General features: G+C 38.0%; 15 protein-coding genes. 12 read left to right on the forward strand and 3 right to left on the reverse strand.

Annotated features, from left to right (window positions below; genetic code table 11):
* Nucleotides 1-240 precede the first annotated feature (240 nt).
* Entirely contained in the window at nucleotides 241-1,083 is an 843-nt protein-coding gene (locus GZA11_RS11655) for a YtnP family quorum-quenching lactonase (protein ID WP_163183930.1), read from the forward strand.
* Between the two features lie 39 nt (nucleotides 1,084-1,122).
* Here the strand turns inward: GZA11_RS11655 and GZA11_RS11660 are convergent, their stop codons facing one another.
* Entirely contained in the window at nucleotides 1,123-1,446 is a 324-nt protein-coding gene (locus GZA11_RS11660; RefSeq protein ID WP_038536769.1) for a PepSY domain-containing protein, read from the reverse strand.
* Nucleotides 1,447-1,618: 172 nt separating this feature from the next.
* Here GZA11_RS11660 and GZA11_RS11665 point away from each other — a divergent pair, with 172 nt between their 5' ends.
* The 11 genes from GZA11_RS11665 (at nucleotide 1,619) to ccpA (ending at nucleotide 13,322) form a co-directional block, all read left to right on the forward strand.
* Complete coding sequence (locus GZA11_RS11665; protein WP_038536766.1) at nucleotides 1,619-2,692, forward strand: M42 family metallopeptidase; 1,074 nt, start codon at nucleotides 1,619-1,621, stop codon at nucleotides 2,690-2,692.
* Between the two features lie 116 nt (nucleotides 2,693-2,808).
* Nucleotides 2,809-3,333 (forward strand): DUF84 family protein, encoded by a 525-nt coding sequence (locus GZA11_RS11670; RefSeq protein WP_038536763.1) that lies wholly within the window; start codon nucleotides 2,809-2,811, stop codon nucleotides 3,331-3,333.
* 83 nt (nucleotides 3,334-3,416) lie between these two features.
* Nucleotides 3,417-3,731 (forward strand): thioredoxin family protein, encoded by a 315-nt coding sequence (locus GZA11_RS11675; protein WP_038536761.1) that lies wholly within the window; start codon nucleotides 3,417-3,419, stop codon nucleotides 3,729-3,731.
* 87 nt (nucleotides 3,732-3,818) lie between these two features.
* A complete protein-coding gene (locus GZA11_RS11680; protein WP_038541856.1) occupies nucleotides 3,819-4,607 on the forward strand; it encodes a DUF1444 domain-containing protein in 789 nt (262 codons plus the stop codon).
* Between the two features lie 307 nt (nucleotides 4,608-4,914).
* Nucleotides 4,915-7,710 (forward strand): DNA translocase FtsK, encoded by a 2,796-nt coding sequence (locus GZA11_RS11685; protein ID WP_163183932.1) that lies wholly within the window; start codon nucleotides 4,915-4,917, stop codon nucleotides 7,708-7,710.
* 223 nt (nucleotides 7,711-7,933) lie between these two features.
* On the forward strand, nucleotides 7,934-9,235 hold the full coding sequence (gene murC / locus GZA11_RS11690; protein WP_038536758.1) for a UDP-N-acetylmuramate--L-alanine ligase: 1,302 nt from the start codon (nucleotides 7,934-7,936) through the stop codon (nucleotides 9,233-9,235).
* A 158-nt stretch (nucleotides 9,236-9,393) separates the two neighbouring features.
* On the forward strand, nucleotides 9,394-9,858 hold the full coding sequence (locus GZA11_RS11695; RefSeq protein ID WP_038536755.1) for a DUF948 domain-containing protein: 465 nt from the start codon (nucleotides 9,394-9,396) through the stop codon (nucleotides 9,856-9,858).
* 16 nt (nucleotides 9,859-9,874) lie between these two features.
* Complete coding sequence (locus GZA11_RS11700; protein ID WP_163183933.1) at nucleotides 9,875-10,339, forward strand: YtxH domain-containing protein; 465 nt, start codon at nucleotides 9,875-9,877, stop codon at nucleotides 10,337-10,339.
* A gap of 92 nt (nucleotides 10,340-10,431) precedes the next feature.
* The gene (gene ytxJ / locus GZA11_RS11705) at nucleotides 10,432-10,764 is read left to right on the forward strand and encodes a bacillithiol system redox-active protein YtxJ (RefSeq protein ID WP_038536754.1); all 333 of its coding nucleotides are present in this window, start codon (nucleotides 10,432-10,434) and stop codon (nucleotides 10,762-10,764) included.
* Nucleotides 10,765-11,003: 239 nt separating this feature from the next.
* On the forward strand, nucleotides 11,004-12,080 hold the full coding sequence (locus tag GZA11_RS11710; RefSeq protein ID WP_038536751.1) for a bifunctional 3-deoxy-7-phosphoheptulonate synthase/chorismate mutase: 1,077 nt from the start codon (nucleotides 11,004-11,006) through the stop codon (nucleotides 12,078-12,080).
* Between the two features lie 237 nt (nucleotides 12,081-12,317).
* Nucleotides 12,318-13,322, forward strand: coding sequence for a catabolite control protein A (ccpA, locus tag GZA11_RS11715; protein ID WP_038536749.1), 1,005 nt, complete (start codon nucleotides 12,318-12,320; stop codon nucleotides 13,320-13,322).
* A 37-nt stretch (nucleotides 13,323-13,359) separates the two neighbouring features.
* On the opposite strand, the gene GZA11_RS11720 is transcribed toward ccpA, so the two are convergent.
* Nucleotides 13,360-14,532 carry an acetoin utilization protein AcuC gene (locus tag GZA11_RS11720; RefSeq protein WP_038536747.1) on the reverse strand — a complete coding sequence of 391 codons (1,173 nt, stop codon included), beginning with the start codon at nucleotides 14,530-14,532 and terminating at the stop codon, nucleotides 13,360-13,362.
* A complete protein-coding gene (locus GZA11_RS11725) occupies nucleotides 14,529-15,176 on the reverse strand; it encodes an acetoin utilization AcuB family protein (RefSeq protein ID WP_038536745.1) in 648 nt (215 codons plus the stop codon). The genes GZA11_RS11720 and GZA11_RS11725 overlap by 4 nt, the downstream gene beginning before the upstream one ends.
* Between the last annotated feature and the right edge of the window lie 5 nt (nucleotides 15,177-15,181).

Genomic DNA, 15,181 nt, shown 5'->3' on the forward strand with positions numbered 1-15,181 from the left:
ATGGATATAAAAACTTCAAGAGATTTCGAGCAAGAATCTTATTGAGACATCAGTATAAAGGAATGGGTCTACATATAGGATAGGGGTGGCCTGATTTCTTTACCACCCCAACATTTGACGGAGAACCGAATATACAAATGGGGAGTGTTCTTAAAAAGTTATACTTTTTGGGGAACTTCTTTTTGTTTTCCAGAAATATCTGTCAATGGTAAACTAAAGAAAAGGATGGGAGGTTGAAGTATGGAAACATTAAAGGTTGGCAATGTGACACTTACTTGGTTATCAGGAGGGGTAACGAATTTGGATGGTGGAGCCATGTTTGGAGTGGTTCCAAAAGCATTATGGTCTAAAAAGTATCCTGCAAATGAAAAAAATCAAATTGAATTACCGACAGATCCCATACTTGTCCAAATCGGAAATAAAAACATTTTAATTGAAGCTGGACTTGGTAAAGGAAAGTTAACTGAAAAACAGTTGCGAAATTTTGGTGTAACCGCAGAATCAAATATTGAGGGCTCATTACAGGAATTAGGTTTAACAACAAATGATATCGACTATGTCCTTATGACTCACATGCATAATGATCATGCAGGTGGATTAACAAAGATTGTTAATGGAACTTTTCAATCTACTTTCCCGAATGCGATAATCGTTACATCCAGCATTGAATGGGAGGAAATGAGAAATCCGAATATCCGCTCCAAAGCTACATACTTTAGAGAAAATTGGGAAGCTATTGAATCACAGGTAACACCGTTTGAACAATCATGGTCTTTAGGCCCGATTCAAATGATTCATACCGGCGGTCATAGTAATGGTCATTCGATTATTATTATTGAAGATGGGGGAGAAATGGCTATTCACTTTGGTGATCTTATGGGGACACATGCCCACCAAAATGTCCTTTGGGTAATGGCTTATGATGATTATCCGATGGACTCAATACGCGCCAAGCAAAAATGGCTTCCCTATGCATTAGAAAGAAACGCTTGGTTTACGTTTTATCATGATGCTTTTTATCGTGCGGTTAAATGGGGGCAAGATGGGAAAGAAATTATAGAGAGTCTTAAAAGACAGAAATAAGAAATCAAAGCCGGATCAAAATAAAATTGATTCGGCTTATTATGATACTTCCGAAAGGCGTTTAATATCTAACAGGGTTCCTGTTAAGGCGTCTGCAATAAATTCAAATTGTTCCGTCTTTCCATTGATATTTTTTGAAATTCCGCCTTTATATACATGATACTGCACATCGTGTCTTTCATATGGTTCTGTCTTCATATGTATCCAAGAACCACTAATTGGTCCATTTTGTTTAAATTGCTCTTTTACATGCTTCAATACTTTCTCAGGTGAGATCTTTGTATTTTGAGAAATAAGCTCTTTAGCAGCAAATCCACCAGCAATTCCGACTGTCAGGCCAATAAAAAACGATTTCCAGTTCATCTCACGAACCCCCTTTGAAAAAAATGACAATAACAAATTCTCTTATAGTATATCTTATTTCTTTCTAAATAGGTAATATTACATATAGTTAAACGAAATAATGGTAACCGGCAATAAGTTTCTGTAAAATAAAGTTATACATAAAATTGCGAAAATAATAAAGGAGTAAACGATGAACGAACAAACATTAAAGCTTTTTCAAACATTGACAGAGTTACCTGGTGCACCTGGCAATGAACATCAAGTCCGTAAATTTATGAGGGAACAGTTGTCTCTTTATGCGGACGATATTGTTCAAGATCGATTGGGTAGCATTTTTGGTGTGAAAAAAGGGAATCCAGATGGTCCAACAGTTATGGTAGCCGGTCATATGGATGAAGTCGGATTTATGGTTACGGCCATTACCGATAATGGTATGCTTCGTTTTCAGCCACTTGGCGGATGGTGGAGTCAGGTATTGCTCGCTCAACGTGTTCAAGTAATAACGAATAACGGTCCGGTTATTGGTGTAGTAGGATCCATTCCACCGCATCTATTAGATGAAAAGAAGAAAAATAAGCCGATGGAAATCAAAAATATGCTCATTGATATTGGCGCAGATGACCGAGCGGATGCAGAAAGAATGGGAATTAAGCCTGGTCAGGCAATTTTGCCAATTTGTCCATTTACACCGATGGCAAATGAAAAGAAAATTTTAGCTAAGGCGTGGGATAATCGCTATGGCTGTGGATTAGCCATTGAATTACTTCAAGAGTTAAAGGACGAAACCTTACCAAATATCCTATATTCCGGTGCCACCGTCCAAGAAGAAGTTGGTTTGCGTGGCGCACAGACAGCAGCGAATCTAATCCAACCGGATATCTTTTTTGCCCTTGATGCCAGTCCTGCTAATGATATGACGGGAGAAAAGTTGGAGTTTGGACACTTAGGAAAAGGGGCACTGCTAAGAATTCTTGATAGGTCAATGGTTACGCATAGAGGTATGCGGGAGTTCGTCCTTGATATGGCTGAAACACATGGTATTCCTTATCAGTATTTCGTTTCCCAAGGTGGAACAGATGCTGGGCGTGTTCATATAGCGAACGAGGGTGTTCCAAGTGCCGTCATAGGTATTTGTTCTCGTTATATCCATACTCATGCTTCAATCATTCACGTAGATGACTATGCAGCAGCTAAAGAATTGTTGATTAAACTAGTAAAAGCTTGTGACAAATCAACGGTTGAAACCATTAAAGCAAACAGCTGAATTATTTAGGAGGCATGTGGTGATTATGCCTCTTTTCGTATATAAAAGCTTGTAAGAGGTACATTGAGAGAAAGAACAACAAAACATGCACAAATAACGTATTTAGGAGATACATCATGAAAATTATCATTGGTTCAAAAAATCCTGCAAAAATTGATGCAGTAAAAAATAGCTTTCAGAGCAATGATATAGAATTTATTTCTATTGATGTCCCATCTGGAGTAAGTAAACAACCATTTTCGGATGAAGAAACCATTCAAGGGGCCATTAATCGGGCTACCCGTGCATTACAGCAAGGAAATGGTGATATTGGCATTGGCCTTGAAGGAGGGGTACACCAGACAAGCCAAGGGTTATTCCTTTGCAATTGGGGAGCTCTTGCTGCGAAAGGTATTCAACCGATTATCGCAGGAGGTGCCCGTTTACTACTCCCAGAGGAAGTGGCGGAAAGGCTAAAAGCAGGCGAAGAACTTGGGCCGATCATGGATGACTATGCAAATAAGAAAAATGTTAGAACAAAAGAAGGTGCCATTGGTATTTTTACAAATGGTATGATTAACCGCCGAAACATGTTTACCCATGTGACGAACCTTTTAGTCGGACAATATTTATACAAACAACATTCAGATAAACATAAATAAAACATCTGTTTAGGACAGAAGCAAAAGTGATGACGCAAATCGTTAATTTCGTTAAAATAAATGAATAATTGGAGGGATTTAAATTGAAGCATCTTGAATCGATGGAACAATTTGAACAATTACGAGATAATGGTAAAACAATTTTTATGTTCTCAGCCAACTGGTGCCCGGACTGTCGGGTAATTGAACCGGTACTTCCAGAAATTGAGGAAAAATTTAGTGAGTATACATTTATTCATGTTGATCGCGATCAATTTATTGATTTATGTCAGCAACTTGATGTTTTTGGCATCCCAAGCTTCATCGCTTTTGAAAATGGCAAAGAGAAGGGGCGCTTTGTTAGCAAAGACCGTAAAACACAAGAAGAAATTGAAGCATTTATTTCTGGGCTAAAATAATAGGAATACCTCCACACCTTTTGAAGTGGAGGTATTTTCATGTAGAATAGAACGAAACTCCATATTCACGGAGGGATAATCATGAAAATGGATAGTAATAAAATGGTGCGGGAACTAAAGTCCCGTCTTACAAGAGAAGACCGAGTTCTCACCTATGATCGAAAAAAAGACCAGCTTCGGATTGAAAGCAAATTGACTGGAAAGGGAATTACCATCTCCATCGGCGGAGTTGTTTCCAAATGGCATAATGAAAAAGAAAAGGCCATAGATGAAATTGTATATTATGTTGATGAAGGGTTGCGGGCCATGGAAGACAATGTCCAGCTGACTGATCATGAGAAAAAAATATTTCCGGTCATCCGTTCCTCTTCATTCCCAAAAGAAGCAGAGGAAGGGGTTCCATTTTTAATTGATGATCATACAGCTGAAACAAAAATATACTATGCCTATGATATGGGAACAACATATCGGCTTATTGATAAGAAAATAATAGAAAAAGAAGGATGGAAACCTGAAAGGATTAGGGAAATTGCGTTATTTAATGTCAGGTCGCTTTCGACAACGGTCAAAGAAGATCATGTTGCCGGAAATATCTTTTATTTTCTTAATACAAATGATGGTTATGACGCTAGCCGAATTCTAAATAAGGGCTTTCTCAATGAAATGGAGAAGAAGATTTCTGGAACAATGGTAGTTGCCGTTCCCCATCAAGATGTATTAATCATAGCAGATGTCCGCAATAACAGAGGCTATGATGTAATGGCGCAAATGGCAATGAGCTTTTTTGCTAGCGGCAGAGTTCCAATTACCGCTTTATCCTTTTTATATGAAAATGGGGAATTAGAACCTATTTTTATTTTAGGAAAAAATAAATAATGGGGATACAGGAGAAGATCACTTTTCATTAGTGGTCTTTTTTTGTAAGATTAGGAAGTATTTTTTTAACCTTGAGAACTGTTGAGCGTAATATTTCTAGTGGCGTTGTCACCGTCTCCTCGCCACGGATCAGTCAACATCGAATTGCTTCCAGCAATTCGTATTTCATTTATTCCAGTCGGAGAGAATCTAGCCAACCACTATGAAGTAGAGCGCTAACCCTTTAATGATTCCTTAGAATCATGTCGAAAAACTAAGAAATACTGATAAAATAGAATGATAGAAGAGTGTAGAAAGAGTGATTATTTTGAGTTGGTTCCAAACCTTTTTTCAAAAATTCAAGAAAGATGAAGATTTTACTTACGAAGATGATTATAAGGAGATTGATTACCCAAGTTATCAAAGAGAAAGTACAAAAGATGTCGAAGCTAGGATTTCCTATCAATATCCAAAATCGGAATACCGACCTTTATCCGAAAAATCCAATCAAGTAAAAAGAGTCTCAAGAAAAAGACGGGAAAGCAATGTGGAACAAGACAAAATGGAGTCGACAGAAGTCAAAGCTAAGGAAAAAACCGTTCCAAAAACTTTAAAGGTAAAGACTCCTAAAAAAAGCGGTCCATTTCATCCAACAGAAATTCCATCCCCCATCTTTGGATTTAATCGACCGAAAAAATCTGAAATTGTGATAGAGCATGAGTTAACCCATTTTTTTAAGGAAGAGGAACAAGACCAATTACAACTGAAGGAAAATGCCCCTTCAGATCTTGTAGAAACAGTACCTTTAGAGTCGAATGATGTGGTTCAAGTATATACATATCATCCTGAAATAAACTCAAATGATTCTGTAATCGTACAGGAAAAAACGGAACAACCAAATATTAGAAAGATGGATTCTACCTCAAATGTTTCGGATGAATCAGTGAAAAATGTAAAAATGGAACAATCAATTATAGAGCATGCTGATAACACAAAACCAAAATTGGTGGATGAGGTTCCAGCCATCGTGAGGAAACAACAGGCAGAAAGAAATGAAAACTGGGGGGATGGGGAGGTTGCATCAAGTGAACAACCACCTAACCCAATAGCAAAGCGTTCAAGCCTACCATTAGAATCAAATGATGTGGTACAAGTACATACATATCATCCTGAAACAAACTCAAATGATTCTGAAATCGTACAGGAAGTAACGGAACAACCACATAGTAGAAAGATAGATTCCGTTTCAATTGTTACGGATGAACCAGTGAAAGAAATAAAAATGGAACAGCAAATTATGGAGGAAGCTGATCATACAGAACGAAAATTGGTAGATGAGGTGCCAGCCATTGTGAGAAAACAACAGGTAGAGGGCACTGTAAACCGGGCTGATGGGGAGTTTGTACCAAGTGAACAATCCCCTAAACCAAAACCAAAGCGTTCACGCCTACCATTTAATGTACTCATGTTAAAACAAGATCGGGAGAAATGGGAGGCACGACAGAAAAGAAATCGGGAGGAATCGAAGAGGGAGCTTTTATTACCGGGTAAAGAGGAGAAACAAGCAGAACCATACATCGAGACTAAGCCCCCTTTCATTGATGAAGACAATGAAAAAAAGGAGTCACTTGCTCAGCCACGGCATGAGCAAATAAATGAAAGCAGTGGACAGTTGGAGAAAGACACTATTGGAATGTCCCATTATGTGTTCCCAAATCCGAACTTATTGCACCCTCCAGTATCTAATGTAAAAGATACCCAGTGGTTGCTTCAACAGGAGGAAATGTTAAATCGTACTCTTCAAAACTTTAATGTTGGTGCAAGGGTGGTTAATGTAACACAGGGGCCATCGGTTACAAGGTTTGAGGTACAGCCGGAACCGGGTGTAAAAGTAAATAAAATTACCAATTTAAGTGATGATATTAAGTTGAGTTTGGCGGCCAGAGATATTCGGATCGAGGCGCCAATACCAGGGAAGCATACGATCGGAATTGAGGTACCGAATCAACATTCCCGTCCGGTAAGAATCAGTGAACTTATTCTTAGTGATGTATTTCAACAATCAGCATCCCCGCTCACAACCGTCCTTGGACTTGATATTGAAGGGAAACCGATTGTTACAGATTTGAAAAAAATGCCTCACGGACTTATTGCTGGTGCAACGGGTTCAGGAAAAAGTGTATGTATCAATTCTATTTTGGTCAGTTTGTTATTTAAAGCTGCCCCTCATGATTTAAAATTGTTGCTGATTGACCCTAAAATGGTCGAACTTGCACCATATAACCGGATTCCTCATCTTGTTAGCCCGGTTATTACGGATGTGAAAGCAGCAACGGCAGCTTTAAAATGGGCAGTTGAAGAAATGGAAAGGCGCTATGAGTTATTTGCCCATACGGGGGTACGAGAAATTAATCGTTATAATGAACTGGCCATAGAGCAAAAGCGCTATTCTGATAAACTTCCGTATATTGTGATTGTCATTGACGAATTAGCGGATTTAATGATGATGTCACCGGCTGATGTGGAAGAGGCCATCTGCCGAATTGCTCAAAAGGCAAGAGCCTGTGGCATTCATCTAATCATTGCAACCCAACGACCATCTGTGGATGTCATTACAGGTTTAATTAAGGCAAATATTCCGACACGCATTGCCTTTTCTGTTTCCTCGCAAGTTGATTCTCGGACGATCATAGATATAAGCGGAGCAGAGAAATTATTAGGCCGCGGGGATATGCTCTTTCTTGAAAATGGTACTTCCAAGCCAGTCCGGCTTCAAGGAACATTTGTAACGGATGAAGAAATCGATGCTGTTGTGGATCATGTGAGAAGGGAACAGGAACCTGACTATTTGTTTGTTCAAGAGGAACTGATTAAAAAGGCTCAAATAACAGAAGAAGAGGATGAGCTGTTTTATAGTGTTTGTGAATTCATTATCGAACAGGGTGGGGCTTCTACTTCTAGCTTGCAAAGGCGCTTCAAAATTGGTTATAACCGTGCGGCAAGATTGATGGATATGCTTGAACAATACGGGTTTATTTCTAGTGCTAATGGAAGCAAGCCACGGGAAGTTTTAATTACAGAAGCGGACTTAGAGCAGCTCCTCGAATCTGGTGTTCATTCATAATTTATAGTATTCTATGAACACAATGGTTAAAATAATATAATGGAATAACATAACTGAAATCAAAGTGTCATCAGACAAAAATAGTTTTTATAGATGAAAAGTGCTATAATATTGAAATATGATTTTGTATTAAACAAGATGTTCGTCACTACTTTTCTGATGAGCAAATACAGACAGATGTCATATACTGTTTTACAGAAAGACGTTGGTTGGAGGTTCTTTTATGACTATTTACCATTTTGTAGGTATAAAGGGGTCTGGGATGAGTGCGCTTGCCCAAGTGTTACACGATATGAAATTTCAGGTGCAAGGATCCGATGTCGAAAAACGCTTTTTTACCCAGGCGGCCCTTGAAGAATCGGGGATTAAGATCCTCCCATTCCAAAAGGAAAATATTCAACCAGGAATGACTATTATTGCAGGTAATGCTTTTCCTGATACCCATGAGGAAATTCAAGAAGCGATGAGGCTTGGTCTTCCTGTTGTACGTTATCATCGCTTTTTAGGCGATTTTATGCAAAATTTTACAAGTATTGCCGTTACAGGTGCACATGGGAAAACTTCAACGACCGGCTTGCTTTCCCATGTCATTGCGGGTGCTAAGCCTACTTCGTTTCTCATTGGCGACGGTACAGGAAAAGGGCAGGAGGGCGCTGAGTATTTTGTATTTGAAGCTTGTGAATATCGAAGACATTTTCTCTCCTATTTTCCTGACTATGCAATTATGACAAACATTGACTTTGATCATCCTGATTATTTTGCCAATATTGATGATGTATTCTCTGCGTTTCAAGAGCTCGCTGTACAGGTGAAGAAAGGTATCTTTGCTTATGGTGATGATGAAATGCTTCAAAAAATTCAAGCTAAGGTACCAGTTCTTTTCTATGGATTTGAGGAAGAAAATGATTATCAGGCAGCGAATGTTGTAAAAACAACAGAGGGAACAAGTTTTGATGTATTTATTCGCAATACGTATTATGATACATTTTTCATCCCGACCTATGGCGATCACAGTGTATTAAATGCACTTGCTGTTATCGGTGTATGTCATTATGAAGATATTGATGTGGAGATTGTGAAAGAACGATTAAAGACATTCCAGGGTGTGAAACGAAGATTTACGGAAAAAAGAATGGACGGCCAAATATTAATTGATGATTATGCCCATCATCCGACGGAAATAAGGGCAACGATTAATGCTGCCAAGCAAAAATACCCTGATCGTAAAATTGTGGCTGTATTCCAACCGCATACTTTCACACGCACGCAAGCTTTTCTGGAAGATTTTGCTGAAAGTTTGCGTCAGGCGGATAAGACTTATTTGTGTGAGATTTTTGGCTCAGCCCGTGAAAAGCATGGAAAGCTTTCTATCCACGACCTACAGGAAAAAATTCCAAACGCAGAAATCCTTACAGAGGATAATACATCTGTATTGAAAGAATACAAAAATAGTGTGATTATTTTCATGGGAGCTGGAGATATTCAAAAATTTCAGGAATCCTATGAAAAACAATTAGTGGAGTAATATAAAGGGATCCCAATATGCGATCCCTTTTTGTTTAGGCAAAAAATTTGAAATAGGAAGCAGGAAAATAAGGTACTAAGATGGAAGTAGTATAAGATATTGTGCAGGTTTATATCCGGACTGGTTAGGTTATACATAGATAATACGGAGGTTTTGTCATGGAAATCATTTTATATTTAAGTATCGCCTTAATTGCGATCGCGTTTTTTGTGCTTGTCATTTATTTATCAGCAACTCTTAAATCACTTAAGTTAACTCTTAACAGTGTTTCAGATACATTAAAGGGACTGGAAAAACAGCTGGAGGGAGTGACAACGGAAACTACTATATTGTTAAAGAAAACAAACGAACTTGCTGATGATATCCAGCAGAAATCTGAACAATTAAATAGTGTAGTAGACGCAGTAAAAGAAGTTGGCACGTCTGTACGAAAGTTTAACGGTTCCTTAAAAAATATTACTGAATCAATCGATGAACAAGTGAAAGAAAGTAAGGAAAAAGTTTCTCAAATTATTCAATGGACAAATGTTTTCTTTGAATTAAAGGATAAGTGGAAGGAAAGAAAGCAAGCAGCAAATGAACAAACAGTCTATAAAGAAAAACAAAGGGTTCGATCCCATTAATAGGAGGCGAAGGAAAATGTCAAAAAGGGAAATGGAAGCTCGTGAAAACCGAAAAGAAGATACTTCAAGCAGTTTTTTACTGGGAGCAATTATTGGTGGTGTGGTAGGAGCAGCAGCTGCACTGTTGTTAGCACCGAAATCAGGAAAGGAAATGCGTAAAAGTATAACTGGACAAGCAGATACAATTATCGAAAAAGCAGCTCCATTAAGGGATAATGTAAAATCAAAAACCATTTCCCTTACACAAGGAATTGCTCAGCAGTCCACTGATTTATTCAAAAAGGTTAAAGGAAAACAAGCTAATGAGGAGGAATTTCTGGAAGGATCAGATATTGCTTATATCCCTCTTCAACATCCGCAGGAACGTTCTGGAAAGAAATCGAAAAAAGTTAAAGGAACCATTGACAGCGAAGTAATTAGAAAGAAATTAGCTGAAACCCAAAAAGCCTTCGAAGAGGAAGAGAATAAAGTTAAGATCTAATGTTCCACAGAAAGAAAACAGTTTATTTGTTAAAAAAACAGGTGAAGTGATAAAATGACTTCACCATTTATTTTTTTGGGAGGGCTCATATTATGATTAAAAAAATTGATACGATTGAACAATTTGAGGAAGTATTAACAAAAGAAGAAACATTTTATCTTCTAAAGCACAGTTTAACATGTCCAATTAGCCAAGAAGCCTATAATGAATATGAAAAATTTGCTAAGGAGAATCCATCCATCCCGGCTTATTATTTAGCTGTACAGGAGGCACGTCCATTATCAAATGAAATTGCAGAAAAATTTGCGATTAAACATGAATCTCCTCAGGCAATTTTATTTTCATCTGGAAAAGCTGAATGGAATGCGTCTCATTGGAAAATAACGAAGAAGTCTTTAGAACAAGCTATTAATGGTGAACAATAATAAATCATACAGGAAAAATTTTTGCAAAATACACACAATATGGCTTAGATGCGAATAAAGTAACCTAATAAACAGGAAAATACTTTAGTGCTTAAAAGCGTTTAATTATTGAAGAAGATTTTGTTTTCAGTTATAATAGTCCCTAATTATAAAATATTTTTATTTTTATAAATTTTGTATGTGAGAGAGTTAACTTAATCGAGATTCTCATTTACTAAAATGGAAGGACGGGGAAAAAGATGAGCAAAAGTGAATTGGATCAATTAAGAGACCGCGTAGATGAACTAAACTTGGAACTGTTGAGGTTAATCAATGAAAGAGCTCGACTCGTCCAAGAGATTGGGCGTGTAAAAGAAAGCCAAGGAGTTTACCGCTACGATCCAGTCCGTGAGCGAATCATGCTTGATAAAATTAAGGAACATAATGATGGCCCATTTGAAAACTCAACCATCGATCATATCTTTAAAGAGATTTTTAAAGCTAGCTTAAACTTACAAAAAGATGATCATGAGAAGGCATTATTAGTTTCTAGGAAAAAGAAGAAAGAAAATACCATTGTAAACGTAAAGGGCGAACTGATCGGGGACGGCAAACAGCATTTTGTTTTCGGTCCATGTGCGGTGGAATCCTATGAGCAAGTCGCTACTGTGGCAAAAGCCATGAAGGAAAAGGGATTAAAACTATTACGAGGCGGAGCTTATAAGCCAAGAACTTCCCCGTACGACTTCCAAGGTTTAGGAGTAGAAGGGTTAAAAATATTAAAACGTGTGGCAGATGAATTTGATATGGCTGTCATTAGTGAAATTGTAAACCCAGCTGATATCGAGATGGCCATTGATTATATTGATGTTATTCAAATTGGTGCTCGTAATATGCAAAACTTTGAATTACTAAAAGCTGCAGGGGCAGTAAATAAACCTGTCTTATTAAAACGCGGTCTTGCAGCAACGATCGAAGAATTTATCAATGCGGCTGAATATATTATGGCCCAAGGCAATGGACAAATTATCTTGTGCGAGCGTGGTATTAGAACGTATGAAAGAGCCACAAGAAATACACTTGATATTTCAGCAGTGCCAATTTTAAAACAAGAAACGCATTTACCTGTTATGGTTGATGTTACTCATTCAACAGGTAGAAGAGATTTACTGTTACCTGCTGCCAAAGCAGCAATTGCAATTGGTGCAGATGGAGTGATGGCGGAGGTTCATCCAGAACCGCGTGTTGCTCTATCCGATGCACAACAGCAAATGAACCTTGAACAATTCGACCATTTCTATAATGAGCTTCTTGCATCCAATTTCGTTCGGGTGTAAACTAAATGAGAAAACCTTCTGCTATTAATATGCAGAGGGTTTTTTCAGGTTCAATGAATTTTATTGCTCAAGATAATTGCGGCTTTGCCCTTATTGTCGTATCATTAAATACATGATTTAGATGGAATAAAATCTCACAAATAAATCGAAATGAAAATTAATTTTGGACATGAGTAATTTTTCAATACTGCTGCAAAATAAAGAAAAATAAGGTTCGTATTTAGGAGAGTGTTACAAGTGAATAATATTACAATTTATGATGTTGCCCGTGAAGCGAATGTTTCAATGGCAACGGTTTCCCGTGTAGTAAATGGGAATCCAAATGTAAAGCCGGTTACCCGTAAAAAGGTATTAGAAGTTATTGAACGACTAGGGTACCGTCCAAATGCAGTAGCTAGAGGATTAGCAAGTAAAAAAACAACAACTGTCGGTGTGATAATTCCAGATATTTCTAATATCTTTTTTGCAGAATTGGCTCGAGGAATTGAAGATATTGCAACGATGTATAAATACAATATCATCTTAAGCAATTCCGATCAAAACAAGGATAAAGAATTGCATTTATTCAATACCATGCTAGGCAAGCAGGTAGATGGAATTGTCTTCATGAGTGGAAATATCACTCCTGATCATGTAGCAGAATTTGAAAAATCTCCTGTTCCAATTGTTCTAGCAGGGTCTATTGAAGAATCAGAAAAAATTCCATCCGTAAATATTGATTATGAACAGGCAACATATGACTCAGTAAAGGAATTTATCGATCGTGGTCATAAGCATATTGCCTTTGTAATCGGGCCGCTTTATGAACCTGATATAACCGGTAAAAAGTTAAATGGATATAAAAAAGCACTGGCAGAAGCCAATATTCCATTCAATGAAGAATTCATCATTGAAGGGGATTATTCGTATGATTCCGGAATCGAAGCTTTTGAAAAGCTGTTAGAGCTTCCTAACAGGCCGACTGCGATTCTTGTCGGTGCTGATGAAATGGCACTTGGTGTTGTCCATGGTGCTGAAGATAAAGGTTATCGTATACCGGATGATTTTGAAGTCATCACCTCTGATAACACAAGACTTTCTTTGATGGTTCGTCCACAATTGACTACCATTGTCCAACCGTTATATGATATTGGCGCAGTTGCGATGCGTCTTTTGACAAAGCTCATGAATAAAGAAAAAGTTACAGATCATATTGTGGTGTTACCACATCGTATTGAACACCGCCAATCAACGAAAGAATAAAAATTTCAGGTCGGCCATGGCGCCGACCTGTTTCTATTTATAACAATTTGTTTTTTTGATGTTGTCGAATCGGATATAACGCTTTTTCAAGTGTGAGTAAGTTTTTCTCTGTTATTTCAGCCTTTCGTGGAATTAGAGGATAGATACCATCAGGATCATCCCATTGTTTTGGTAATTCCACTGGTGCAACATCTTGCCATTGGTTAATCCAAGCATTTGGTAAATCGCCGAAACATCCTGAGTTTTCAGTCATCTCTAACCAAATAAGTGACCATGCCCGAGGAACCACGCGCCAAATATCATAGCCGCCTCCTCCAACGGCAATCCATTTGCCACCGCAATATTGATGGGCGATTTTATGTGCCAGCTTAGGAATTTCACGGTAGATTTTCATAGTGGCAGATAAATGAGATAAGGGATCGTAATAATGAGAATCAGCACCATTTTGGGTGAGAATGACATCCGGTTTAAAAAAGTCAGCAACTTCTTGGAGTGCATGTTTATAAGCATAAAGCCATGATTCATCTTCCGTAAATGCATCGACAGGAATGTTAAATGAAAAGCCATAACCAGCTCCTTGACCTCTTTCATTAATGTTCCCGGTCCCAGGAAATAAATAGCGCCCAGTTTCGTGAATCGATAAAGTGCATACATTTGGGTCATCATAAAAAGACCATTGAACACCATCTCCGTGGTGCGCATCGGTATCCACATATAATACACGGGCATTATATTTTTCTTGTAAATATTTAATAGCTACGGAACTATCATTATATATGCAAAATCCTGAGGCTTTTCCACGAAATCCATGATGGAGACCTCCCCCTAAATGAAGAGCATGAAGTGCTTTTCCTGTCATAACTTGATCAACAGCAGTTAGTGTGCCTCCAACAAGAAGAGCACTAGCTTCATGCATGTTCGGGAATATGGGGGTATCTTCCGTCCCTAGTCCATAGTTTTCCGCAATTTCTTCTGGAAGTTGTCCTTGGCCTGCTTTTTTGACTGCTTCAATATAGCTTGGATCATGGATAAGGGTTAACTCTTCATCTGTTGCCATTCTAGGAGGGATGATTTGATCTGTATCTAACGCGCTCATTTTCTTTAGTAAGTCTACAGTTAGTTTAAGCCGGAATTGGTTAAAAGGATGATGGCTGCTGAATTTATAGTTCAGCAATTCCTCTGAAAAAATAAAGCAACAACGGTCTTTCATTGAGAAATCCCCGGAAGATTCGGCCATAAAACTTGATAACCCGCATCCTTTAATTCTTGTATTAGGCCTGTTGGATTCATCATTTGTACTCTGATAACGAGAATTTTGTATTGATCATCCTTTTTATCCGGATAAACTAGGACACTTAAAATATTGGCATGTCGATTCCGGATTATTCCGGCAATTTCACATAGGACACCTGAAATATTTGGAACTCGGATTTCAATTTGTGAACTAGGTTGATGGACCCCTGTTAACTCAATCATCGTCCGCAATAAATCCGTTTCCGTTACAATTCCGACTAGCTTTTTATTATTAATAATGGGTATACAGCTAATTTTATGCTCATAGAAAAGGGCAGCTGTTTCTTCTACGAAATCCAGAGGATGGCCGGTAATAACGTTTTTTTCCATAATCGTTTCCAACGGCTTTTTTAATATTTCTGGATGTTCATTCGCATGAAAAATGGATGGGGTGGCTTCTCTAATTTTTGCAATAGTTACAAGCCCCACCAAATGTTGCTCATTGTTAATAATGGGAATGTGACGGATTTTTCTTAACTCCATTAACGCCATCGCATTTGCAATGGTATCAGTTGGAGAAAGTGTAGCTACATCCGACTTCATAATTTCTTCCACTATCAATTTAA

The sequence above is a fragment of the Neobacillus sedimentimangrovi genome, assembly GCF_010614825.1.
Classification (GTDB): Bacteria; Bacillota; Bacilli; order Bacillales; family Cytobacillaceae; genus Neobacillus; species Neobacillus thermocopriae.

Bases quoted from the DNA above. Each gene is read 5' to 3' on its own strand.
- GZA11_RS11700 (WP_163183933.1), top strand. From the start codon at position 9,875: ATGTCAAAAAGGGAAATGGAAGCTCGTGAAAACCGAAAAGAAGATACT.
- murC (WP_038536758.1), top strand. From the start codon at position 7,934: ATGACTATTTACCATTTTGTAGGTATAAAGGGGTCTGGGATGAGTGCG.
- GZA11_RS11710 (WP_038536751.1), top strand. From the start codon at position 11,004: ATGAGCAAAAGTGAATTGGATCAATTAAGAGACCGCGTAGATGAACTA.
- GZA11_RS11695 (WP_038536755.1), top strand. From the start codon at position 9,394: ATGGAAATCATTTTATATTTAAGTATCGCCTTAATTGCGATCGCGTTT.
- GZA11_RS11660 (WP_038536769.1), bottom strand. From the start codon at position 1,446: ATGAACTGGAAATCGTTTTTTATTGGCCTGACAGTCGGAATTGCTGGT.
- GZA11_RS11720 (WP_038536747.1), bottom strand. From the start codon at position 14,532: ATGAAAGACCGTTGTTGCTTTATTTTTTCAGAGGAATTGCTGAACTAT.
- ytxJ (WP_038536754.1), top strand. From the start codon at position 10,432: ATGATTAAAAAAATTGATACGATTGAACAATTTGAGGAAGTATTAACA.
- GZA11_RS11655 (WP_163183930.1), top strand. From the start codon at position 241: ATGGAAACATTAAAGGTTGGCAATGTGACACTTACTTGGTTATCAGGA.
- GZA11_RS11665 (WP_038536766.1), top strand. From the start codon at position 1,619: ATGAACGAACAAACATTAAAGCTTTTTCAAACATTGACAGAGTTACCT.
- GZA11_RS11670 (WP_038536763.1), top strand. From the start codon at position 2,809: ATGAAAATTATCATTGGTTCAAAAAATCCTGCAAAAATTGATGCAGTA.
- GZA11_RS11680 (WP_038541856.1), top strand. From the start codon at position 3,819: ATGGATAGTAATAAAATGGTGCGGGAACTAAAGTCCCGTCTTACAAGA.